Here is a 23,112-nt window from a genome sequence, read left to right as displayed (position 1 = left end):
CCGACCAGCCGACTGCGGCGAACCGGGCCTTTCGTGCGCCCGCCGACACTAAGCTCAGGTGGGCGGGTGACCGGAGGGGCAGGGTGGCGGATCAGGTCGATCTGTTCTTCTCCGGGTTGGCCGAGTCCTCGCCGGGGCGTCTTCCGCCGGTCCTGCGCGGGGTGATCCGCTTCGACCTGCTGCGCCCCACCGGCACCCGGAGCTGGTCGGTGACGTACGCCGACGGCGCCGCCGCCGCCCGGCCCGAGTGGCGCGAGGCGGACTGCGTCGTCACCATCGCGGCCGAGGTCTTCGCCCGGCTGCTCGCCGGCCACGACCACGTGGTGGCGCTGCTCTACCGGGAGTGTGCCTCGGTCGCCGGCGACCTGCCGCTCCTCCTGGCGTTCCGCCGGCTGCTGCCGGAGCCGGCCGACAGCGGTGGACGGATCGGCCCGCCCGGCCCGCCGGTGACCGGTCCGGCCGGTCCCGGCGATGCCGAATCCGGCTCCGGACGGGGACCGCGACTGGCCGGGCTGGTCAGCATCCTGCACGGCAACCTCTTCGTGATCAGTGACGAGCGGGGCGACGTGGCGGGCTCGTCGGCCGCGCCGCTCGGCCTGTTCTTCTTCGACACCCGGTTCCTGTCGGTCTGGCGGTTGACCATCGACGGCGGCCGGCTGCAGCAGCTCTCCGTCAACGTGCCGAACTACTTCGAGTCGACGTTCTTCCTGGCCCCGGGGGAGCCGACGCACTACGTCGACTCGCCCGTCTCGGTCTTCCGGCACCGGTGGGTCGCCGACGCCCTACAGGAGCGGGTGACCGTGCTGAACCACACCGGGCAGCAGATCGAACTGACGCTCCGGCTGGACATCGAGGCCGACTTCGCGGAGGTGCTGGAGGTCAAGAACGGCCACCGGCGGGACCGCCGCACCGAAACTCAGATCGACGAGGTCTCGCTGCGGGTCCGCTACCAGCGGGCGACCTTCGTCCGGGAGACGATCGTGGTGGCCAGCGCCCCGGCCGGCATCGACGAGGGTGGAATGACCTTCGCCGTACGGATTTCACCGCACGGCCAGTGGCACACCGACCTGTGGGTGGCGACCCTGGTGCGCGGCCGCGGCGGGGACGACCTGCGGCAGCGGCTGCGCAGCTACACGGTGCGCTCCAAACCGCAGGTACGCGCCCAGTTGGAGCAGTGGGTGCGCGAGGCGCCCCGGCTGCGGGCCGACTACGAGCCGCTGGCCACCGCGTACGAGCGCAGCATCGTCGATCTGGCCGCGCTGCGGTACCGGGGGCTCAACTACGCCGAGACACTGCCGGCCGCCGGGATGCCCTGGTTCATGACGCTGTTCGGACGCGACGGCCTGATCAGCTGCCTGCAGGCGGTGCCGTTCCTGCCGCAGGCGAGCGTGCCCGCGTTGCGGATCCTGGCCCTGACCCAGGGCACCCGGTACGACCCGTTCCGGGGGGAGGAGCCGGGCAAGATCTCTCAGGAGGCCCGGTACAGCGAGTCGGCCGCCTTCAACGAGTTGCCGCACGCCGCCAACTACACCGCCGCCGACGTCAACCCGCTCTTCGTCATCCTGCTCGACGAGTACGAACGGTGGACCGGCGACGTCGACCTGGTCCGGGAGCTGGAGTTCCAGGCCCGGGCGGCGCTGGACTGGATCGACCGGCAGGCCGAACTGGGCGGCGACGGGTACCTCTGGTACCAGCCCCGGCCGTCGGTGGAGGGGGCGGTCAACCAGGGCTGGAAGGGCTCAGCCGGGTCGATCTGCTTCCGGGACGGCCGCCCGGCCAGCTACCCGCAGGCCACCTGCGAACTGCAGGGCTACGTGTACGACGCCAAGCGGCGCGCCGCCCGGCTGGCCCGGGCGTGCTGGGGCGACCCCGGGTACGCCGACCGGCTGGCAGCCGAGGCAACCGATCTGCGGACCAGGTTCAACCGGGACTTCTGGATCGCCGAACGCGGCTACTACGCGCTGGCCCGGCAGGCCGACGGCCGGCAGGTCGACGCGCTCGCCTCGAACCTCGGGCACCTGCTGTGGAGCGGCATCGTCGAACCGGACCGGGCCGGGCGGGTGGTCGAACACCTGATGGGTCCGGACCTCTTCTCCGGTTGGGGCATCCGGACCCTGGACTGCACCCAGAGCCGGTACAACCCGCTCGGCTACCACACCGGCACCGTCTGGCCCTTCGACAACTCGCTGATCGCCTGGGGCCTGCGACGGTACGGCTTCGACGAGGAGGCGGCGACCATCGCCCGGTCGATCATCGACGCCACCGACTACTTCGGCGGGCGGCTGCCGGAGGCGATCGCGGGCTACCGCCGGGACCTGACGAAGTACCCGGTGCTGTACGCCTCGGCGAGCATGCCGCACGCCACCTCGGCCGGCGCGGTGCTGCTGCTGCTGCGTACCCTGCTCGGCCTGGAGCCGTGCGGCGACCTTCTGACGACGGATCCGGTGGTGCCGGCCGGGATGGGCCGGATCGAGCTCTTCGACGTCCCGGGCCGGTGGGGCCGGACCGACGCCCTCGGCCGGAGCCGACCTGACCCCCGGTAGCCGATCCGGCATCGCAACCGCGAGCTACTTGGCAGAGTGATCGTATGGCGGACCGCGGCCCGGCGGATCCAGCGGCCGTGGCGACCGACCGGCCGCCCGGCCTGGTCGTGCCGGTCACCGGATCCCCCGGGGTGCACCGGCTGGAGCTCTTCCTCGATCTGGTGTTCGTGTACGCCTTCCTGAACGTCAGCGAACTGCTGATGGCCGATCACAGCGCCAGTGGGCTGCTCCAGGCGATTCTGATCGTGCTGTTGATCTGGCGATCCTGGACGGCCTGCGCCTGGCTCGGCAATATCGTCCGGCTGGACCGGGGGATCATGCCGATGGTCGTCTTCGCGATCGTGGTGCTGGTTCTGCTGCTCGGCGTGGCGGGTCCGGCGGCGTTCGCCGATGGGCTGGTCGGCCCCCTGGTGTTCGTCGTCGGGTTCATTCTGGTGCGCGCCAGCGCGTTGGTGTTCACGGTGCATGTCCGCGGCGACGGCGCGGCCGACCGGCGGCAGGTCTGGCGGGCGGCCTGGCCGCTGGTCGGTAGTGCGGCGCTGCTGCTCGGCGGCGTGCTCCTGCCGCCCGACCCGGTGGCCGGCCTGGCGCAGCACGATCTGCGGGTCGTCCTGTTCTGCCTGGCGATCGTCGTCGATTTCGCCGGGCTGCGGGCCCTCGGCACCGGCATCTGGCAGATCGTTTCGGCCCGGCACTGGGCCGAGCGGCACAGCCTGATCATCCTGGTGGCGTTCGGCGAGACGATCCTGTCGGTGGGGATCAGCAACGGCCTGAACGGCTCGGCACCGATCACCTGGCCGGTGGTGGCCGGATCGCTGTTGAGCATGGTGGTCGTGGTCGTGCTCTGGTGGACCTACTTCGACATCGCCAGACCCGCCGCCGAGCCGGCCCTGGAGAGCGCCGAGGGCGCGGTCCGATCGGTGTTGGGCCGGGACGCCTACAGCCTGGCCCACCTGCCCATGATCGGCGGGTTGATCCTGCTGGCGTTCGGGCTGAAACACGCGCTGATGACGATCGGCGATGTGACCGATCACCCGTGGGAGGACTCCACCGCCGCCCTGCTCTTCCTCGGGGTGGCGCTCTATCTGGTTGGGCTGATCGGGTTCGAGTGGCGAACCATCCGGCTGTTGGGGCGCGGACCGCTGCTCGGTGTCGCGCTCATGCTGGTCCTGACGCCGGTGGCCGGTCGCGTCTCGGCCCTCGGCGCCCTGATCATGTTGGCCGCCAGCGTGTCGGTCCTGATGATCTCCGACCTGACCGTGTTCCGCCGTCGGCACGGCGAGTTGCACGAGGTGGTGGCGCGGCTCGGCCAAGCCGGTGGGGTGACACCCCGGGAACTCTTCGTCGACCTGGTCTTCGTTTACGCGTTCATTCAGGTCACGGTCCTGATGATCCGGGAGTCGTCGGTGCTCGGAGTGGGCCAGGGACTCGCCGTGCTGGCGCTGCTCTGGTGGGCCTGGTGCGGCTACACCAGGTCGGCCAACGCGTACGGGGTCCAGGCCGACCCGGTGCGGGCCACGGTGCTCGGCATCGTGGCGTTCACGCTGGTGATGAGCATCGCCATCCCGCAGTCCTTCGGCCTGGTCGAGGGCGGTCTGCCCGGCCCGGTCGTGGTGGTGACCTGTTACGGGTCGATCCGCGTGTTGCAGGTGGGGCTGATGTGGCGGGCCGCCCGGCTCGACCCCGAGCGCCGGCGCCCCACCCGGGTAGCGGTGGTGTCCGGCGTGGCCGTGCTGCTGCTGGCCGCGTCGGCCGCGGTCACCGTGCGGACCGGAGGTTCGGCGCGGGCCGAGGCAGCCGCCACCTGTCTGTGGATCGCCGCGGTAGTGGTCGAGCTCACCGGCAGCTACCCCAACCGGGTCTGGAGCTGGCGGATTCGCTCGGTCGAACACTGGACCGACCGGTACGCGCTGATCATGCTGATCGCCCTCGGCGAGGTGATCATCGCAACCGGGGTCTCGGTGGTCGACCAACCGCTGACCGGGCGACTGATCCTGGCGATTCTGGCGAGCACCGTGGCGCTCTGTTCGCTGTGGTGGTCGTACTTCGACTCGGACCTGCACATCGCGGACCGGGCGGTGCGGTCCTGCGTCGGCGCCGACCGGTACGCGATGGCCCGGGACGCCTACACCTACCTGCACCTGCCGATGGTCGCCGGGCTGATGGTCTTCGCGTTCGGTCTGCGGGAGACCCTGTCGGTGATCCACGAGGGGCCGAACGTCTCCGCGCCGACGCTCGGCCACTTCGCGCTCTACCTCGGGGTGGTCGGCTATTTCCTGGCCAACCAGGTGTTCTGGCGGCGGACCCGCCGCAAGGTGGGCTGGTACCGGGTGAGCAGCGCCCTGCTGCTCGCCGTCCTGACGCCGTTCACCACCTGGCTGCCGGCCACCTGGGCGATTGTCCTGCTGGCCGTCCTGGGCGCCGGCTTCGCGACGCTGGAGACGCTGCGTTCGGCGGACCGCCGCAGCGTGCACCGGTTCTCGACGGTCTGACGGCCGGCCCCGGTTATCCGGTGGGCGCCGTCAGCGGTGATCCGAGTGGCCCAGGCTCATCTCGGGTGCGACCCGGTCGCGTATCAGCCGCTTCAGCTCCGCGAGGTCGGGGAAGCCGCGCTCCTTGCGGGACCAGATCCGCTCGCCGTCGAGCCGCAGCTCGAAGACCCCGCCGATGCCGGGCACCAGCGCCACCTCGCCGAGCTTGAGCCCGAAGGTGGTGAGCATCTCCTGTGCGGTCCAGGCCGCCCGCAGCAGCCAGCGGCACTGGGTGCAGTACTCGATCTCCAACCGGGGCTGTCTCGTCGACATAGCAAGAAGTATGCCGGTGCCGAGGGCTGCTCCTGACGGGGCGTTCGGCTGCGGGTGGCAGACTCAGTCAGGTGAGCGACGTGGCCGCATCCTCGGTTGACGGTGAGCTGGAGAGCTTCAGCCTCGTGGAACTCGCCGTGTCGCGGCTGAGTCGGGACATCCTCAGTGGCAAGAGCGATCCGGGGGAGCGGCTGGTCGAGGAGCAGCTCACCCGCCGGCTGGGGATCAGCCGGGCCCCGCTGCGGGAGGCGCTGCGGTTGCTCGCCCAGCAGGGGCTCGTCGAGCACGTACCGCGGCGCGGCGTCCGGGTGGCGACACTGTCCGACCGCGACGTCCAGGAGCTGTACGCCCTGCGGGATCTGCTGGAACGACACGCGGTCGAGAACGCGTTGCCGGTCCGGCGGGGCAGCGACCTGGCCGGGTTGAAGGACGCGCTGGCGGAGATGCGGGAGGCGACCAGGGTCGCCGACCGGCTGCGGGTGGCGGAGGCGCACCGGGCCTTCCACGTCGCGCTGGTCGGGCTCGCCGGCAACCGTCAGCTCTCCGCCGTGTACGACTCGATCCTGGTCAAGCTGCAGCTCTACATGGCGATCAACCTGCGCCGGGAGGCGGAGGCGGCCCAGCCGCTGGACGGTGTGCACCGGCACGAGCGCCTCTTCGAGGCGGTCACCACGAACAACCCGGAAGCGGTCCTGGCCGCCCTGGCCAGCCACGGCGCCCGCTCGTATCTCCCCTGACGCCGGGCTGCCCGCGGGGGCGGCGTCATCTTGTCGTTACAGAGCGGCCGACTGGGCGAAACAGAACGGTCGACAATCTACTGTATGCCAGAACTGATCGGCTCGGCGGCGCAACTGCGGGCGGCGTACGCGGACGGGTGCTCGACCCCCGCGGGCCTCGCCGAACAGGTGCTCGCCCGGCTGACCGCGCGGGGCGCCACCGACCCGACCTGGATCAGCCTGGTGCCGGCCGCCGAGCTGCGGGCCCGGGCCGCCGAGCTGACGACGCGCCGCGACCGGCTGGCCGACCTGCCGCTGTACGGCATCCCGTTCGCGGTCAAGGACAACATCGACGTGGCGGGCCTGCCGACCACCGCCGCCTGCCCCGCCTTCGGATACCACCCCAGCCGGGACGCGCCGGTGGTGCGCCGGCTGCTCGACGCGGGCGCGATGCTGGTCGGCAAGACGAACCTCGACCAGTTCGCCACCGGCCTGACCGGGACGCGGTCGCCGTACGGCAGCTGTGAGTCGGTCTTCGGCGGCGGTCTCATCGCCGGCGGCTCCAGCTCCGGGTCGGCGGTCGCGGTCGCCGCCGGGCTGGTCACCTTCGCCCTCGGCACCGACACCGCCGGTTCCGGCCGGGTGCCGGCCGCGCTCAACGGCATCGTCGGCCTCAAACCCAGCCGGGGACTGCTCAGCACCGCCGGCGTGGTGCCGGCCTGCCGCTCGCTGGACTGCGTGTCGGTCTTCGCCGGTGACGTCGCCGACGCGCTCACCGTGCTGCACGCCACCCGTGGGGTCACCGCGACCGACCCGTGGGGCCGGCCGCTGCCGGCCGAGCGGGTCGCCCCCCGCATGCCGGCGACGCTACGCCTCGGCGTGCCCCGGGCAGAAGACCTGGAATTCTTCGGTGACCTCGGCCAACAGGCCAGCTTCGCCGCCGGCCGGGACCGGGTGGCCGCCGTCGTCGCCGGCACCGAGCCGGTCGGGCTCGGCCCGCTGTACGAGGCCGGTGACCTGCTCTACCAGGGGCCATGGGTGGCCGAACGCCTCACCGGGCTGGACGGCTTCCTCCGCGAGCACCCGGACGCGGTGCTGCCGGTCACCCGCACCGTGCTGGAAAGCGGGCGGCGCTACGACGCGATCGACGCGTTCCGCGCCCAGCACCGGCTGCGTGAGCTGCGGGCCTGGGCGGACCGGCTCTGGGAACGGGTCGACGCGCTGGTCCTGCCCACGGTCGGCACCACCTTCACCACCGCCGAGGTGGCCGAGGACCCGATCGGGCGCAACACGATGCTCGGCCGCTACACCCAGTTCGCCAACCTGCTCGACCTGGCCGCCGTCACCGTGCCGAACGGCTTCACCGCCGACGGCCGCCCGGCCAGCCTCACCCTGCTCGGACCGGCCTTCAGCGACACCACCCTGGCCGCACTCGCGGCGGCCGCCACCCCGGCCGCGCCCGCGGCGCCGGCCACTGCAGCCGTGCTGGCGGCGCCGGCCACTCCGGCCTTGCTCGCGGCGGTCGTCCCCGCCGGGTCCGCGGCCGCTCCCGCCGTGCACGCGACCGCCGCCGCCGAGGTGGGCGATCGGATGCTGATCGCGGTGGTCGGGCGGCACCTGAGCGGCGAGACCCGCAACGGCGAACTGCTCGCCCGGGGCGCGACCCTGGCCGAGGTGGCCACCACCGCGCCGCTGTACCGCCTCTACCGGCTACCCGCCGACGACGGGATCGGCCTGCCCGGCCTGGTCCGGGTCGCCACGGGCGACGACGCCGAACCACCGCGACCCGGGGGGTCGGCCGAACCACCGCGACCCGGGGGGTCGATCGAGGTCGAGCTCTGGTCGCTGCCGGTCACCGCGCTCGGCGGGCTGCTCACCGGCGTACCGGCGCCGCTGTCGTTCGGATGGCTGCGGCTGGCCGACGGCCGCGACGTCATCGGCTTCCTCTGCGAGGCGTACGCGGTCGGCCCGGACGCCGAGGACATCAGCGCCACCGGCGGCTGGCGCGCCTGGCGCCAGACCGCCGCCACCGGATGAGCACCAGAAGGAGGACGAGGTGACCCAGATCGGGCCCGTCACGGCGAACCCCTACCCCTGGCCGTACGACGGCGCGGCCGACGCCGCGCGTACCGCCCTGCTCTGCATCGACTGGCAGACCGACTTCTGCGGCCCCGGCGGATACGTCGACAGCATGGGCTACGACATCGGGCTGACCCGGGCCGGCCTGCCGGCCACCGCCCGGATGCTCGCGCTGGCCCGGTCGATCGGCATGCTCGTCGTGCACACCCGCGAGGGCCACGACCCGGACCTGACCGACCTGCCGGCCAACAAGCGGTGGCGGTCGGCCCGGATCGGTGCCGAGATCGGCGCGGCCGGACCCTGCGGCCGGATCCTGGTCAAGGGCGAGCCGGGCTGGGAGATCGTCCGAGAGGTCGCCCCGGCACCCGGCGAAGTGATCATCGACAAGCCCGGCAAGGGCGCCTTCTACGCCACGAACCTCGACCTGGTGCTGCGCACCCGGGGCATCACCCACCTGATCCTCACCGGCATCACCACCGACGTCTGCGTCCACACCACGATGCGGGAGGCGAACGATCGCGGCTACGAGTGCCTGATCCTCGCCGACTGCACCGGCGCCACGGACAAGGGCAACCACGACGCCGCCCTGCACATGGTGACCATGCAGGGCGGGGTCTTCGGATGCGTCGCCACCTCCGACGACGTCATCGCCGCCACAACCCCGTGAGGTAACCGATGTTGACCGTTGCGGCCCGACCCTCCCCGTACACCTTCGACCCCGCGACCACCGCGCTGCTCGTCATCGACATGCAGCGCGACTTCCTGGAGCCCGGCGGCTTCGGCGAGAGCCTGGGCAACGACGTCTCGCAGCTGCGCCGCACCATCGAACCGCTCGCCGCGCTGCTGGCCGGCGCCCGGGCGGCCGGACTGACCATCGTGCACACCCGCGAGGGGCACCTGCCCGACCTGACCGACTGTCCGCCGGCCAAGCTGACCCGGGGCCAGCCCAGCAAGCGGATCGGCGACCCCGGACCGAAGGGCCGGATCCTGATCCGGGGCGAGTACGGCCACGACATCATCGACGAACTCGCGCCGCTGGCCGGCGAACCGGTGATCGACAAGCCGGGCAAGGGCGCCTTCTACGCCACCGAACTGGACACCCTGCTCTCCGAGCGGGAGATCCGCAGCCTCCTGGTGACCGGGGTGACCACCGAGGTGTGCGTACACACCACGGTCCGGGAGGCCAACGACCGCGGGTACGAGTGTCTCGTGCTCGCCGACTGCGTCGGGTCCTACTTTCCCGAGTTCCAGCGGGTCGGACTCGACATGATCGCCGCCCAGGGCGGGATCTTCGGCTGGGTCGCCGACTCCGGTGACCTGCTCGCCGTGCTGCCTGCCACCGCCGTGTTGCAACCCTCCTCCTGACCGGGAGCAGTAATGGTCGACACCCAGAAACCCCCCGCGCCGCTGCCCTACTGGGTACGCGGCGACACCAACGCCTTCTTCGGCTTCGGCGTCAACGTGCTGGTGAACGTGCTCACCCTCACCGGGCTCTGCCTGGTCGTGGTGAACCTGTCGGAGGAGAGCGTCTTCGGCACCATCCTGCCGGCGTTGGGCATCGCCCTGGTCGCCGGGAACGTCTACTACACCTTCCTGGCCCGCCGGCTGGCCCGCCGGGAGAACCGCACCGACGTGACGGCGCTGCCGTACGGCCCCAGCGTGCCGCACATGTTCATCGTCATCTTCGTCATCATGCTGCCGATCTACCTGCGCACGTCCGACCCGACGGCGGCCTGGCAGGCCGGCGTCGCGTGGGCCTTCATCATCGGCGTGATCGTGCTGATCGGCGCGTTCGTGGGGCCGTACATCCGTAGGTACACCCCCCGGGCGGCGCTGCTCGGCACGCTCGCGGGAATCTCGATCACCTTCATCTCGATGAACCCGGCCGGGCAGATGTGGCGGCTGGCGTGGATCGCCCTGCCGGTCTTCGCGCTGCTGCTGATCGGTCTGCTCACCGACGTGAAGCTGCCGTTCAACTTCCCGATCGGGCTGGCCGCCCTGCTGCTCGGCACGGCGATCGGCTGGGCCGGTGGGGCGATGTCGGTGCCGGACGTGACGGCGGCGGCGCGGGACATCGCGATCGCGTTCCCCACCTTCCAGTTCGATCTGCTCTTCAGTGGACTGTCCGACATGGCGCCCCTGTTGGCCACCGCCATCCCGCTCGGGGTCTACAACTTCACCGAGGCGATGACGAACGTGGAGAGCGCGGCCACCGCCGGGGACAACTACAACCTGCGCAGCGTGCTGCTCGCCGACGGCGCCGGTGCGGTGATCGGCGCCGCTCTCGGCTCGCCGTTCCCGCCGGCGGTCTACGTCGGGCACCCGGGCTGGAAGGCCGCCGGTGGGCGTACCGGATATTCGATGGCGACCGGTGTGATCATCGCGTTGCTCTGCTTCCTCGGGATGTTCTCCCTGCTCGGGGCGATCTTCCCGACGGCGGCGATCGTGCCGATCCTGCTCTACATCGGCTTCCTGATCGGCGCGCAGGCGTTCCAGGCCACCCCCCGGGCGCACGCCGCGGCGGTGGTGGCGGCGCTGATCCCGAACATCGCCGCCTGGGCGACGGGGCAGATGAACAATGCCCTGGCCGCGGCCGGCACCACGGCCGCCGAGGTCGGTGACGAGGCGCTGGCCGGCGCCGGAGTCGTCTACGACGGCCTGCGGATCCTCGGCGAGGGGGCCATTCTCGCCGGGCTGGTCCTCGGCGCGATCGTCGCGTTCATCATCGACAAGCGGTTCGTCCAGGCGGCGATCTTCGCCGGGTCGGCCGCGGTGCTCTCCTTCATCGGCCTGATCCACGGCGAGGAGATCCAGTGGAACGCCAACGGGCAGGTGGCGCTCGGCTACCTCTTCGTGGCGGTGCTCTGCGCGATCTTCGCGCTCGGCAAGCACCCGCCCCGGGTCCCGGATCCGGACGAGGTCGAACTGGACCGGGCACACGGCGGCGGCGCCAGCCCCGACCCGGCGGTCGCCACCGCGCCGGTGTCGCCGGCGCCAGCGGTGTCGCCGGAGCAACCGGCCGACACGCCGGAGCCGCCGCCCAGCGAGAAGCGGGAGCCGGCGGTCAGCGGCTGACCGGGGACCCGCCCGGTCGCCGACCGGCACCCGGCGACCGGGCGGTCCCCAACCAGACGACGAGCGAGGCAGCAGCGGAGGAGGCGGGCGAACAGATGGAGGTGGACCGGCCGGAGGTGGTCGCCGAGGTGACCGCGGCCTTCACCGGATACGAGCGGGCCCTGGTGGACGGGGACGCGGACCGGATCTGCGGGTACTTCTGGGACTCGGCACGGACCGTGCGGTTCGGCATCGCCGACCACCAGTACGGTCTCGACGAACAGCGGGTCTGGCGCTGGGCGCAGCCGCCGCTGCCGGCCGGCCGGACGCTGCGCGACACCCGGGTCACCACCTTCGGCACCGACCTGGCCGTGGTCACCACCCGGTTCGGCTATCCGGGCGGTGGGGCCACCGGCCGGCAGTCGCAGACCTGGGTGCGGTTCCCCGCCGGCTGGCGGATCGTCAGTGCCCACGTCTCCGAGCCGACCACAGTCGACACAACGACAGTTATCGATGCGACGGCGCAGGGGGTGACCGGCTAAGCTCCGTCGCGCAACCACCGGCGGTGACTCACCCGCCGGTCAGCTGGACGGGGGACCACAATGACTCTGCGACGGCGAGGCGTGCCGGGCCTGCTCGCGGCCGTTCTGCTCGCGCCCGGACTGGCGGCCTGCGGCACCGCGACCACTACGGACAGTGGCCCCGGCCCCGGCGCGCTGGCGGACCCGAAGCAGGCGCTGCTCGCCGCCACCGAGGCGATCGGGGACGGCAACTTCACGTTCACGATGACCGGCGGCGAGCTGACCGCCGACGGCAGCATGCACGCACCCAGCCGCAGCGCCCGGATCACCATGAAGTCCGCCGGCGACCCCGCCGCCGAGATCTCGGTCGCCATCGACGTGATCTACGTCGAGCCGGAGACCTGGGTCAGGACCGACCTCTCCGGCCTCGATGAGCTGCGCGCCGGGCTGACCGAGCTGGGCGGAGCCCCCACCCCGAACCCGAACACCGGCAAGTACCAGCACCTGGACCGGAGCCGGCTCAAGGGGATCGAGGACCTGGAGATCGACTTCCAGGACATCGACCCGGCCGGCAGCGCCATCCTGGCCGAGGCGGTGACCGGGGTGCAGAAGGTGGACGGCGGCTTCGCCGGCACCATCGACCTCGCCCGGGCCACCGGGGCCGGGCTGACCGACGAGGAGGTCGTCCGGACCCTCGGCACCGGGGCGACCGTGCCGTTCACCGCCGAGGTCGACCAGGAGAACCGGCTCACCGAACTGGCACTGCAGATCCCCGCCGCCGGCGGGAGCGAGGCCCGCGAGTTGAAGGTCACCTACGGGTACGACGAGGCGGCGCCGGCCCAGGCGCCGCCGGCCAGCGAGGTCGTCGAGGCGACCGACGACATGTACGAGATGTTCGAGTAGCCGCGAGCGCGGGCTGGCCGGGCAGGTCAGCCCGCCGAAGATCGGTCGCGCGCCTGCCGGGCCGCGTCGAGGCGGTCGCGGGCGCCGTCCAGCCAGCCCTGGCAGATCTCGGCCAGCCGCTCGCCGCGTTCCCACAGCGCCAGCGACTCCTCCAGTGACGTACCGCCGGCCTCCAGCCGCTCGACCACCGACGCCAGCTCGGCCCGGGCCTGCTCGTAGCTGGGCCGCTCGTCGTCCGGTCCGGCACCGTTGCGCTTGTCAGTCATAGCCTCTCGCCACTCGTCGGGGTTTCATCTCAGCACACCGCAGCGGCCCGCCCGTGCGGGCCCGCCGGGCGGCGGTCGCGGGCCGTCGCCAGCCGGCTGCTGACCGCCGGCGGACGATCAGCCGTCCACCGTGACAGAGATCTCGCCGGCGCCGAGGCGTACCCGCAGCGGGTCGCCGCCGCCCACCTCGTCGGCCGCCCGCACCACGTGGCCGTCGGCGCGCCGCACGATGGCGTACCCGCGGTCCAGGGTCGCGGCCGGCGACAGCGCGCGGAGCCGGGCCACCGTGTGGCGCAGCTCACCGGCGGCGGTGGCCAGCCGGTGGTCCAGGCAGCGGGTGGCCCGGTCCCGCAGTGCCACCAGGTCGGAGGCCCGCTGGTCGAGCATCACCTCGGGGCGGGCCAGCACCGGACGGGACCGGATCGCGTCGATCCGGTGGGACTCGCGGTCGAGCAGGCCGAGCACCGCCCGGTCGAGCCGGTGCCGGGCCTGCCGGATCAGCTGGATCTCCTCGGCCAGATCCGGCACGATCCGCTTGGCCGCGTCGGTCGGGGTGGAGGCGCGCAGGTCGGCCACGTAGTCGACGAGCGGCGCGTCGGTCTCGTGCCCGATCGCGCTCACCACCGGCGTACGGCAGGCGAAGACCGCCCGGCACAGCGCCTCGTCGGAGAAGGGCAGCAGGTCCTCGATGCCGCCGCCGCCGCGGGCCAGCACGATCACGTCGACCGCCGGGTCGGCGTCCAGCACCTTCAACGCGTCGATGATCTGGGGTACGGCGGTCGGCCCCTGCACGGCGACGTTCACCGTCCGGAAGTCGACCGCCGGCCAGCGGCGCCGGGCGTTGGTGAGCACATCCCGCTCGGCCGCCGACGCCCGGCCGGTGATCAGGCCGACCCGGTTCGGCAGGAACGGCGGGCGGCGCTTGCGCGCCCGGTCGAACAACCCCTCGGCGGCGAGCAGCTTCTTGAGCTTCTCCAGCCGGGCCAGCAGCTCGCCGAGCCCGACCTGCCGGATCTCGTCCGCGCGCAGGCTCAGCGTGCCCCGGGCCGGATAGAACTCGGGCTTCGCGCGGACCACCACCCGGGCCCCCTCGGCCAACTCCGGAGCCCCGAGGTCCAGCACGTCACGGTTGGTGGTGACGGTGAGGCTCAGGTCGGCGGACGGGTCACGCAGAGTGAGAAAGACGGTGGCCGCGCCGGGGCGACGGCTGATCTGGGCCACCTGGCCGTCCACCCAGACCCAGCCGAGCTTGGCGATCCAGGCGCTGATCTTCCGGCTGACCACCCGCACCGGCCACGGCTCGTCCGAGCTGCTCCGCTGCCCTTCCACCCCTGCCTCGGCCACCCGCACACCCTATGGCCTGCCGGGGCGCGACGTAGACTGGCCGGGTGATCGAGGCTGAGGCGACAACCCCGACCCGTAAGCGCGTACTGCTGGCGAATCCCCGTGGCTACTGCGCCGGTGTGGACCGCGCCGTGCAGACCGTGGAGGAGGCGCTCAAGCTCTACGGCTCGCCGATCTACGTGCGCAAGCAGATCGTGCACAACAAGCACGTGGTGTCGACGCTGGAACGGCGGGGCGCGATCTTCGTCGAGGAGAACGAGGAGGTGCCCGAGGGGGCCACCGTGGTCTTCTCGGCGCACGGCGTCGCGCCGGAGGTCCACGAGCAGGCCCGCGAGCGGTCGCTGCGGGCCATCGACGCCACCTGCCCGCTGGTCACCAAGGTGCATCACGAGGCGCGCCGGTTCGCCGCCGACGACTACGACATCCTGCTCATCGGCCACGAGGGCCACGAGGAGGTGATCGGCACCTCCGGTGAGGCGCCGGCCCACATCCAACTGGTGGACGGGCCGGAGGACGCCGACAGGGTGACCGTCCGGGACCCGTCGAAGGTGGTGTGGTTGTCGCAGACCACGCTCTCGGTCGACGAGACGATGGAGACCGTGGCGCGGCTCAAGCGCCGGCTGCCGCTGCTGCAGTCGCCGCCGAGCGACGACATCTGCTACGCCACCCAGAACCGCCAGCACGTGGTCAAGGAGATCGCCCCCGACTGCGACGTGGTGCTCGTCGTCGGCTCGCGCAACTCGTCCAACTCGGTGCGCCTGGTCGAGGTGGCGCTCGACGCCGGAGCGCGCGCCGGTTACCTGATCGACTACGCCTCGGAGATCGCCGACGAGTGGCTGGAAGGTGCCACCACGGTCGGGCTGACCTCCGGCGCGAGCGTCCCCGACGACCTGGTGACCGAGGTGCTCGACCACCTCGCCGCGCGCGGGTTCGCCGACGTCAACGTGATCACCACCGCCGACGAGAAGCTCACCTTCGCGCTGCCGCCGGAGCTGCGGCGCGACATGAAGGCCGCCGTGGCGGCCGGGAACGGCTCGGCCGGCCCTCGCGTCGAAGGAGTATGAGAAAGTTCCGGATCGCCGCCGCGACCCTGCTCACCTGCCTGGCCCTGGCCGGCTGCGGAGCGCGGGACGCCGGCCAGGAGCCGGACGAGCCGGGAGGAACCGTGACGTCGCCCGCCGAACCGACCAATCCCTCCGTTCCCGGCGTCCCGACCGCTCCCGGTGACCCGCCGGTCGTGCCGCCCACGGCGGGGCCCGGCAAGTCGCTGACCCCCGGTCCACCCGGCGCGGTCAGGCCCAGCGGCACCATCACGATCAGCGGCACCATCGTCGCCGGAGTCGAGGTCGGCTGCCTGCTGCTCAACGACTACCTGCTGGTCGGCGGCGACAAGACGCTGCTGCGCTCCGGCGCCCGGGTGACCGTCACCGGCGAGCTCCAGCCGGACCTGATGACCACCTGCCAGCAGGGCACCCCGCTCCTGGTACGCAGCGCCCGACCCGCCTGAGTCCCCCACGACCGGAGCCCGCCCCCCGAAGGGGACGGGCTCCGCCTGTTCTCACTGCTCAGTGGGCTTCAGCCCACCGAGCCCGTTTCAGCTCACCGAACCGATCAGGACGTTGCCGCGGCCGACGATCGCGCCCTCGTCGGTCACGACGACCATCTCGCCGAAGAGCTGCCGGCCGGCGGCCGGTGCGGCCTCGGCGGTGACCGAGCCGCTGACGGTGGCGGTGGCCCCGTTGGCGAGCGTCACCGACGTAGCCGGGACCGAGACCGAGCCGAGCGCCGCCGAGTAGAACACGTCCCGGTAGTCGTACTCGGTGGTGCCGGCCGGCACGGAGTAGCCGTCCACCTCGATGGTGTAGACGCCCGGCACCGGGTTGACAAGCGAGACCGACTCCTCCGAGTCGCCGTCGGCGGACTGCCCGACCAGCACGCCGCTGCGCCGGACGAAGAGGTCCAGGTCGGCGGCGAGGTCGCTGGTGTTGCCGATCGCGACGTCCAGCCTGGTGGCACCCTCCGGCACGGTCACCTCGTAGGTCTGCACCTCGTGGTTGCCGATCGTCGGCCGGTCCACCGCCGCGCTGCCGAGCGGACCGCCCTGCCCGGTGACGGTGACCGGACCGAAGGTGTTGGTCAGCTTCCAGGTGACCGGGGTGGGTTCACCCGCGGTGACGCTGGGCAGCTCCACCACGGCCGGCTCGACCTTGACGCCCTGCACCCGGGCGGTCAACTCGAACGGGTTCCCCAACGCCGGCGAGGTACGCCGCGACTCCACCTGGATCTCCCAGACCCCGGGCAGCGGGTTCTGGTAGTCCCGCTCCTGCGGCTTGCAGCCGGCCGGGTCGGAGAAGTTGGTGTAGCAGACCAGGCTGGAGGTGCTCTCCATCGGAACGCCGTACGGGTTGTAGGCGATGAACCGGGTGTGCGAGCCGGTGGCGATGCCGGAGAGGTTGACCTGCAACGCCGAGGCGCCCTCGGGCACCGTGACGAAGAAGGACTTGAACGAGTTGCGGTCCACGTTGCCGGTGGTGCTGAACGCGTACCCCGGGGCCTTGGCGTCGGTGGAGACGATGACCGTGTTCAGGAACTCGAAGTCGACCGCCGGGGTGTTCGGGTCGTCCACCCGCAGGATCGCGCTGTGCACGCCCGCGTCCGCCCGGACCTTCACCGGCACGGTGACGGTCTCGTTGAGCTGCAGGCCGACCTGCTGCCGGATCGAGGTGAAGGCGCCGTCGTTGCCGACCAACTCCAGGTCGTGGATGATCCGGCCGGCCGGGCCGCTGGTCCGGGTCAGCTTGACCTGGTAGGTCTTCGCCTGCCCGGCCCGCTGGCCGCCCTCGGCCGCCGGGCACCGGTTGTAGACGCCGGTACCCCGGTTGGGGGTGGCGAGGAACTCGGAGATCGCGGTGCAGACCGGCGCGTCGACCGTGTAGGCGCGGGTCTCCACCCCGACGCGCAGCAGCTGCCAGGCGCCGTTGACGTTGAAACGGCCGTTGCCCTGGCCGTGCGCGGGCACGCCGTCGATCCACCGGGCCGAGCTGTAGATGGCCCGGCGCAGTGCGGCCGGCGAGACGCCCCGGTCGGTGGCCTTGGCCGCCGAGAGCAGCAGCGCGGCCGCCCCGGTCGCCTGCGGCGAGGACATCGAGGTGCCGTTCTGCATCTGGTAGCCGGGCGCCAGCGGGTAGCCGGCCTCGGGAACCGGGTTGCCCGCCATCCACAGCGGCGTGGTCGAGATGGCGGCACCCGGAGCCGTGATGTTCGGCTTGAAGCCGCCGTCCTCGCGCGGCCCCCGGGACGAGAAGTTGAACAGGTTGTAGCGCTCCCGCACCGTCGAGCCGTAGTTGGCCTGCCAGGTGTCCTTGCTGACCGCGGCGGCGACGCTGACCACGTCGGAGGCGACCGACGGGTCACCGACGGAGTTGACACCCGGACCGGAGTTGCCGGCCGAGATGAACAGCTGTACGCCGTAGTCGTTGATCAGCCGGTTGTAGAGCTGGGCGCGGGCGTTGTTGCCGTCGTTCAGGGCCGGCAGGCCGCCGATCGACATGTTCACCACGTCGACGCCGCGGTTGACGACCAGCTCGACCATGCCGTCGGTGAGCGCGGCGGCGGTGCAGCCGCCGCCCCACGAGCAGGCGCGGGCGGAGACCAGCTTGGCACCCGGCGCGGCGCCGTCGAAGACGCTGTTGCCGAACATGTCGTTGGCGGCGGTGATGCCGGCGACGTGCGAGCCGTGCGCGCTCTCCACGATGCCGATGTTGACGAAGTCGGCGGTCTGCCCGACGTACTGCCCGCCGTACGGGCTCAGGTCCACGTCCTCGCGGTACTCGACGACGAACGGCATCTGCTCGCGTACGGCGGTGGCGGTGTTGTCGGTGCCGAAGTGGCCCACGTCGAAGCGCTCGCCGTACGGGCGCATGACGGCGTCGTCGGTGAAGTCGCGGTTGAGGTTGGCGTCCACCCGGATGTCACCGTTGGCCGGGTTGTAGAGGATGCCGAACCGGTCGGTGGTGTCACCGTCCCGGTTGACGTCGCCGCTGGGCGCACTGGCCCCGGTGATGGACTCGGAGAACTGGTTGACCCGCCAGGTGCCGGCCGGGGCGGTCCAGGTGGCGCCGGAGTACGTGAAGGTGGGGCCGGTGACCTCGGTGAGCATCGCCCGCCAGGTGCCGTCGTTGTCGAAGATCGGGTCGGTGGCGGTGAACCAGTCGACGATCTTGCGCTCACCGGTGGTGGTGGTCTGCAGCGCCGGGTGGTCCAGGTCGACGCCGGAGTCCATGATGCCGATCGTCACGCCCCGGCCGTCCCACTCGGGGTGGGCCGTCTTGAAGGCGACCGCCCCGGTCTCGTGCGTCGGCAGGTACGGGTTGACGGCCGGGGTGTCCGGGCCGGGCGCGGCCGCGGCGGCGGTGGAGCGGGCGGCGCCGGTCGACTCCGGCTCGGGGTCCGGCAGCGGGATCGACTCGTCCAGGTCGATCGCGGCCACGCCGGGCAGCTTGGCGGCCCGGACGACGGACCCGGTCGGCACCTGGGCGCGGACGTAACCGACCTCGTTCACCTGCCGGGCGATCTGGCCACCCAGCTTGCGCAGCTCGGCGGCGACGTCGGCGGTCTCGCCCTTGTCGGTGGCGACGATGAGCATGACCTCCTTCTCGCCCTCGGCCTCGGCCTCGGCGAGCAGTTCGAGGTCGTGCGAGCCCAACGTGTCGGCAGGGGTCTCCTTGAGCACGTCGGCCTCGGTCGACGGGTTGGCGCTCGCGGTGGCGCCGCCCGTCACGGTCATGGCGCCGGCCGCCACGACGGACGCGAGGAGCGCGGCGGAGGTACGCCGGCTCCAGATGCGGGGTCTACTCACGTTCTCGTCCTCCGAGAGAACAGGGCCCTGGTGGTAGGGCACGGTGATCGGAATCCTTCGCGTTACGAATGAGGCTGTCGATACCGAAGTGGCCCTTGTGACCTGCCCGTGACCTGGCGGCGCCCGTCTCCCGCCCGTCTTCTGCCCGTTTTCCGCCGGCTCCGGTCAGGAACCGGCTGCCGGCGAGCCGGTGACCGGCGGCGGATCGGTGGGTGCGAGCAGCTCGGGTGCCTGCGGCTGGCGGGGGGCCAGCTCCACCTGGGCGGGCGCCGGCAGCTCGTCGTCGGAGACCCCCAGCTCGGCGAGGCGCCGGGCGCTGACCAGCACCCGGGCCTCCAGCGAGCCGACCGCCCGGTTGTACGCGGTGACCGCCGCGCCGAGCGATCCACCCAGCTTGGAGACGTGGTCCCCGAGGGTGGCCAGCCGGCCGTACAGCTCCCGGGCCAGCTCGTGCACGGCCAGCGCGTTGCGGGCCAGCGCCTCCTGCCGCCACGCGTACGCGACGGTGCGCAGCAGGGCAACCAGGGTGGCCGGGGTGGCCAGCACGATGTTGCGGGCGAAGGCGTACTCCAGCAGCGTCGGGTCGCGCTGCAACGCCACGTCGAGGAACGGGTCGGCGGGCACGAAGAGCACCACGAACTCCGGCGTCTGCGCGAACGCCGACCAGTACGACTTGGCGGCCAGCCCGTCCACATGGGCGCGCAGGTGCCGGGCGTGCGCGTCCAGATGACCGTCCCGGGTCCGCTCGTCGCGGGCCTCCATCGCGGTCAGGTAGGCGTCGAACGGCGCCTTCGCGTCGACCACCACCGTCCGCCCGCCCTGCAGCCGCACCACCAGGTCGGGCCGGACGGTCTGCCGGTCGGTGGCGGCGGTGACCTGCTCGTCGAAGTCGCAGTGCTCCAGCATGCCGGCGGCCTCGATGATGCGGCGCAGCTGGTGCTCGCCCCACCGTCCCCGAACCTGCGGCGCCCGCAGCGCGGCCACCAGTTGCTTGGTCTCGGTACGCAGCTCGCCGGAGACCGCGCTCATCGAACGGACCTGCTCGCGCAGCTCGGCGTACGCGTCCACCCGGTCGTGTTCCAGCTCGGCCACCCGCTGCTCGTAGCGGCGCAGCGTCTCGTGCAGCGGGGCCACCGCGCGGGCCACCGCCTCCTGGGACTGGGCCGTCGCCTCGTAGCTCAGCGCCCGCATCGACTGCTCCAGCCGGCCCTCGCCGTCCCGGGTGGCGGTGAGCGTCGCGTCCAGCCGGGCGATCTCGGCCGCCGCCCGGGCGCGGGCGGCGAGCCACCCCACCGCGCCGCCGGCGACCAGGCAGACGACCACCACGGCCAGCGTCGCGACATCCATCCCGGCAGCATGCCAAACGGGTACCCGAGCCAGGGGTGGGTACCGTTCGTGTCATGAGAGGGATTTGGTTTCTGCTGCTCGTGGCGCTGCTGATCGCCGGCTTCGTCTGGTGGCGGCGGGAGAGCGCGGCCCGGCGCGAGCGCGAACTGGCCGACGCCCGGGCCGAGGCCACCCGCTGGTACGAGCGGCTCGGCGGCCAGGTGATGAACCTGCACGGCGACGAGCCGGCGGTCCGGCAGGCGCTCGCCGACGCGGGGGAGCGGTACACCGCGGCCGGCAGCCAGCTGGAACAGGCCCGCACCGCGAAGCAGTACGAACTGGCCCGGGAGACCGCCCTGGAAGGGCTGACCTACATCCGGGCGGCCCGCACGGCGCTCGGCATCGACCCCGGTCCCGAGCTGCCGCAGCTCGCCGCCGCCCGGGGAGCCGGCGCGTTGACCATGGAACGCGAGGTGAACGTCCAGGGGCAGACCTTCCGGGCCGGCCCGCAGCCGGGCGCCGGCACGCCCTACTACTACCCCGGTGGCCGGATGCAGGGCCGGCCGGTGCCGGCCGGCTGGTATTCCACGCCCTGGTGGAAGACCGGCCTGGCGGCCGGCGCCGGGGTGATCGGCGGGATGCTGATCGCCGACGCTCTCTTCTCCCCGGCGTTCGGCGACCCCGGCTACGACGCCGGCTACGCCGACGGAATGGACGCGGGCGACGGCGGTGCCGACGGCTTCGACGACGGCGGCGGTGACTTTGGCGGGGGCGATTTCGGCGGCGGCGATTTCGGGGGCGGCGACTTCTGATCTGGGGAACCCGGCGGGCTGGCGAGGGCTTCCTACCCTTCAAGGCATGCCAGCGGAATTGATAATTGTCGTCATCATCGGCCTGGTGCTCGTGAGCGTGCTGTTCGGAGTCCGGGTGAGTCGACGCAACCGCCGCCGGGGCCGTCGCGGCAGTGGGTACCCGGGTTCGGGCGGCGACTCGGGCGGCGGCTTCTGGGGCGGCGGCGACAGCGACGGTGGGGACGGCGGCGGTGGCGGCGGCGACTGAGTTGGCTGTCGGCCCTGCGCGCCGGCCGGACGCCCGGGCGACCGGGCCAGCCGTCGCCGGGGGCACCCGCCGTCGCCCGGTTCGGGGCGTACGGCATGCTGTCCGCGCGTCCGGTTACCCGGAAGGGCGACGGTAGGGCTGGCGGGATGGTCGGCCGCGGCCGCACGGGGCAGAGTCTGGGGAGTGAGCACGGAGACGGCGTGGTGAGCACCGACCTTGGCCGGCTGCCCCCGGGCGGGCTCGGCACCGGCACCGCCTGGCTGGGCAGCGTCGCGGTCGCCGGCCTGGCGGTCGCCGCCATCACCATCACCGCCCAGTCGGTCGACCGGTTCCACTGGTGGGCCGGGTTCGTCCTGGTCCCCGGCGCCCTGATCGCGGCCAGCGGCGGGCCGCTGCTGGTCCGCGGCGGCGGCCGGGCCTTCGCCGGGTACGTGGTGGCCTGCCTCGGCGGACTCGTCTTCGCCGTGGGCGCGCTGCTGATGTTCGGGGCGATGGCCTGGGGCTGGCCGTTCATGATCACGCTGCCGGCCCTGGCGGTGGCCGGCACCTACCTGTGGCACCTGGCCCATCCGCTCGTCCGCGGCCTGCACCGGACCATCGCCATGCTGGCCCTGAGCGGCGCCGCCCTCGGCGTGACGCTGCAGCTGATCAACGCCGACTGGCTCGACTTCGGCGAGGTGGCCTGGTGGGGCGGGTTCATGATGCTCGCCGGAGTCATCGTCTTCGGCAACGCGGTCGAGCTGACCCGGCACCGCATCGCCTACCGGCTGCAGGCGATCACCCTGCTGCTCGGACCCGCCGTGATCACCTTCCTGATCGGCCTGCGCTTCCTGCGCGGCGACTGGCCGTACTGAGGGCGGCCCGGGCTCCTCGTTCTCCATCTACTGGGTGCCGTTGGTCGGGCGGACCACCTCGATCTGGAAGGCGTAGCGGTCGCCCCGGTAGGTCGAGGTGGCCCGTTCCACCGGCCGGTCCCGTTGGTCGTAGGTCGTCCGCTCGACCAGCAGGGCCGGACTGAACGGGGGCACCTGCAGCAGGCCGGCCGTCTCCTCCTCCAGGACCGTGGCCCGAATGGACTGTTCGGCCCGCACGAGTCGAATGTGGTAGAGGTCCCGGAGCAGGTCGTAGAGCGAGCCGTCGAACGGCTGGTCCAGCAGCCCCGGAACGACGGCGGCGGACAGGTAGGTGTGCTCGACGCACATCGGCACCCCGTCGGCGGTGCGGACCCGCTCCAGGTGCACGACCTCGTGTGATGGGCTAAGCCCCAGCGCGAAGCCGACGCTCGCGCCGGCCGGCACCGACTCGGCGGTGCGCAGGTGGGACCCGGGCTGCAGGCCGCGACGGCGCATGTCGTCGCTGAACGAGGTGAGCTCGATGCTCTTCGTGATGGCGGGTCGAGCAACGAAGGTGCCCGCGCCGCGCACCCGGTAGACCAGCCGCTCGTTTTCCAGGCGTTCGAGTGCCTGGCGCACGGTCATCCGACTCACGCCGAACTCCTGGGCCAGATCGCGCTCGGTGGGCAACCGCTCGTGCGGGGCGAGCTGCCGCTCGATGAGGTTCTGCAGATGGCTGCGGAGCTGTTCGTGCTTGGTCGCGGTCATCTGAGGTGTCAGCTCCAGAGGGGTCGCTGGTCTAAACC

The 23,112-nt window shown here is 72.3% G+C and carries 20 protein-coding genes; 14 read left to right on the top strand and 6 right to left on the bottom strand.

What is annotated here, in order from left to right; all coding sequences use genetic code 11:
• Positions 1-83: 83 nt before the first annotated feature.
• The gene (locus tag O7627_RS28865) at positions 84-2,543 is read left to right on the top strand and encodes a glycogen debranching N-terminal domain-containing protein (protein ID WP_347404685.1); all 2,460 of its coding nucleotides are present in this window, start codon (positions 84-86) and stop codon (positions 2,541-2,543) included.
• A gap of 77 nt (positions 2,544-2,620) precedes the next feature.
• The gene (locus O7627_RS28860; RefSeq protein ID WP_278096605.1) at positions 2,621-5,035 is read left to right on the top strand and encodes a low temperature requirement protein A; all 2,415 of its coding nucleotides are present in this window, start codon (positions 2,621-2,623) and stop codon (positions 5,033-5,035) included.
• Positions 5,036-5,065: 30 nt separating this feature from the next.
• Here O7627_RS28860 and O7627_RS28855 read toward each other — a convergent pair whose 3' ends face one another.
• Complete coding sequence (locus O7627_RS28855) at positions 5,066-5,347, bottom strand: SelT/SelW/SelH family protein (RefSeq protein WP_278096604.1); 282 nt, start codon at positions 5,345-5,347, stop codon at positions 5,066-5,068.
• Positions 5,348-5,418: 71 nt separating this feature from the next.
• Between O7627_RS28855 and O7627_RS28850 the strand changes: the two genes are divergently transcribed.
• The 7 genes from O7627_RS28850 (at position 5,419) to O7627_RS28820 (ending at position 12,620) form a co-directional block, all read left to right on the top strand.
• A complete protein-coding gene (locus O7627_RS28850) occupies positions 5,419-6,084 on the top strand; it encodes a GntR family transcriptional regulator (protein ID WP_278096603.1) in 666 nt (221 codons plus the stop codon).
• A gap of 84 nt (positions 6,085-6,168) precedes the next feature.
• The gene (gene atzF, locus O7627_RS28845; protein WP_278096602.1) at positions 6,169-8,100 is read left to right on the top strand and encodes an allophanate hydrolase; all 1,932 of its coding nucleotides are present in this window, start codon (positions 6,169-6,171) and stop codon (positions 8,098-8,100) included.
• Between the two features lie 19 nt (positions 8,101-8,119).
• Positions 8,120-8,809: an isochorismatase family cysteine hydrolase gene (locus O7627_RS28840; protein WP_278096601.1), complete on the top strand. Its 690-nt coding sequence runs from the start codon at positions 8,120-8,122 to the stop codon at positions 8,807-8,809.
• Positions 8,810-8,817: 8 nt separating this feature from the next.
• On the top strand, positions 8,818-9,507 hold the full coding sequence (locus O7627_RS28835) for a cysteine hydrolase (RefSeq protein WP_278096600.1): 690 nt from the start codon (positions 8,818-8,820) through the stop codon (positions 9,505-9,507).
• A 12-nt stretch (positions 9,508-9,519) separates the two neighbouring features.
• The gene (locus tag O7627_RS28830) at positions 9,520-11,217 is read left to right on the top strand and encodes a regulator (protein ID WP_278096599.1); all 1,698 of its coding nucleotides are present in this window, start codon (positions 9,520-9,522) and stop codon (positions 11,215-11,217) included.
• Between the two features lie 95 nt (positions 11,218-11,312).
• Entirely contained in the window at positions 11,313-11,738 is a 426-nt protein-coding gene (gene hpxZ, locus O7627_RS28825) for an oxalurate catabolism protein HpxZ (RefSeq protein ID WP_278096598.1), read from the top strand.
• Positions 11,739-11,798: 60 nt separating this feature from the next.
• Positions 11,799-12,620: a hypothetical protein gene (locus tag O7627_RS28820; protein WP_278096597.1), complete on the top strand. Its 822-nt coding sequence runs from the start codon at positions 11,799-11,801 to the stop codon at positions 12,618-12,620.
• Between the two features lie 26 nt (positions 12,621-12,646).
• Here O7627_RS28820 and O7627_RS28815 read toward each other — a convergent pair whose 3' ends face one another.
• Both O7627_RS28815 and xseA read right to left on the bottom strand, forming a co-directional pair.
• Entirely contained in the window at positions 12,647-12,886 is a 240-nt protein-coding gene (locus O7627_RS28815; RefSeq protein WP_278096596.1) for an exodeoxyribonuclease VII small subunit, read from the bottom strand.
• Between the two features lie 117 nt (positions 12,887-13,003).
• The gene (gene xseA, locus O7627_RS28810) at positions 13,004-14,230 is read right to left on the bottom strand and encodes an exodeoxyribonuclease VII large subunit (protein ID WP_278096595.1); all 1,227 of its coding nucleotides are present in this window, start codon (positions 14,228-14,230) and stop codon (positions 13,004-13,006) included.
• Positions 14,231-14,274: 44 nt separating this feature from the next.
• On the opposite strand from xseA, the gene O7627_RS28805 reads away from it, so the two are divergent.
• Both O7627_RS28805 and O7627_RS28800 read left to right on the top strand, forming a co-directional pair.
• Positions 14,275-15,294, top strand: a complete 1,020-nt coding sequence (locus tag O7627_RS28805) for a 4-hydroxy-3-methylbut-2-enyl diphosphate reductase (protein ID WP_278096594.1) — start codon at positions 14,275-14,277, stop codon at positions 15,292-15,294.
• Positions 15,291-15,737, top strand: a complete 447-nt coding sequence (locus O7627_RS28800) for a hypothetical protein (RefSeq protein WP_278096593.1) — start codon at positions 15,291-15,293, stop codon at positions 15,735-15,737. Before O7627_RS28805 ends, O7627_RS28800 begins: the two co-directional genes overlap by 4 nt.
• 87 nt (positions 15,738-15,824) lie before the next feature.
• On the opposite strand, the gene O7627_RS28795 is transcribed toward O7627_RS28800, so the two are convergent.
• Both O7627_RS28795 and O7627_RS28790 read right to left on the bottom strand, forming a co-directional pair.
• Entirely contained in the window at positions 15,825-19,088 is a 3,264-nt protein-coding gene (locus O7627_RS28795) for a S8 family serine peptidase (protein ID WP_278096592.1), read from the bottom strand.
• A gap of 165 nt (positions 19,089-19,253) precedes the next feature.
• A complete protein-coding gene (locus O7627_RS28790) occupies positions 19,254-20,435 on the bottom strand; it encodes a DNA recombination protein RmuC (protein ID WP_278096591.1) in 1,182 nt (393 codons plus the stop codon).
• A gap of 53 nt (positions 20,436-20,488) precedes the next feature.
• On the opposite strand from O7627_RS28790, the gene O7627_RS28785 reads away from it, so the two are divergent.
• The 3 genes from O7627_RS28785 to O7627_RS28775 all read left to right on the top strand — a co-directional run bounded on the left by O7627_RS28785 (position 20,489) and on the right by O7627_RS28775 (position 22,327).
• Positions 20,489-21,226 carry a hypothetical protein gene (locus tag O7627_RS28785; RefSeq protein WP_278096590.1) on the top strand — a complete coding sequence of 246 codons (738 nt, stop codon included), beginning with the start codon at positions 20,489-20,491 and terminating at the stop codon, positions 21,224-21,226.
• A 46-nt stretch (positions 21,227-21,272) separates the two neighbouring features.
• Positions 21,273-21,473: a hypothetical protein gene (locus O7627_RS28780; RefSeq protein ID WP_278096589.1), complete on the top strand. Its 201-nt coding sequence runs from the start codon at positions 21,273-21,275 to the stop codon at positions 21,471-21,473.
• A 203-nt stretch (positions 21,474-21,676) separates the two neighbouring features.
• Complete coding sequence (locus O7627_RS28775; RefSeq protein ID WP_278096588.1) at positions 21,677-22,327, top strand: hypothetical protein; 651 nt, start codon at positions 21,677-21,679, stop codon at positions 22,325-22,327.
• Positions 22,328-22,354: 27 nt separating this feature from the next.
• Here O7627_RS28775 and O7627_RS28770 read toward each other — a convergent pair whose 3' ends face one another.
• Positions 22,355-23,074, bottom strand: coding sequence for a GntR family transcriptional regulator (locus O7627_RS28770; RefSeq protein WP_278096587.1), 720 nt, complete (start codon positions 23,072-23,074; stop codon positions 22,355-22,357).
• Positions 23,075-23,112: the final 38 nt, after the last annotated feature.

Origin of the sequence: Solwaraspora sp. WMMD1047 (assembly GCF_029626155.1) — a bacterium.
In the GTDB taxonomy this organism is placed as follows: Bacteria; Actinomycetota; Actinomycetes; order Mycobacteriales; family Micromonosporaceae; genus WMMD1047.
This window is presented reverse-complemented; position numbering and strand designations above follow the sequence as displayed.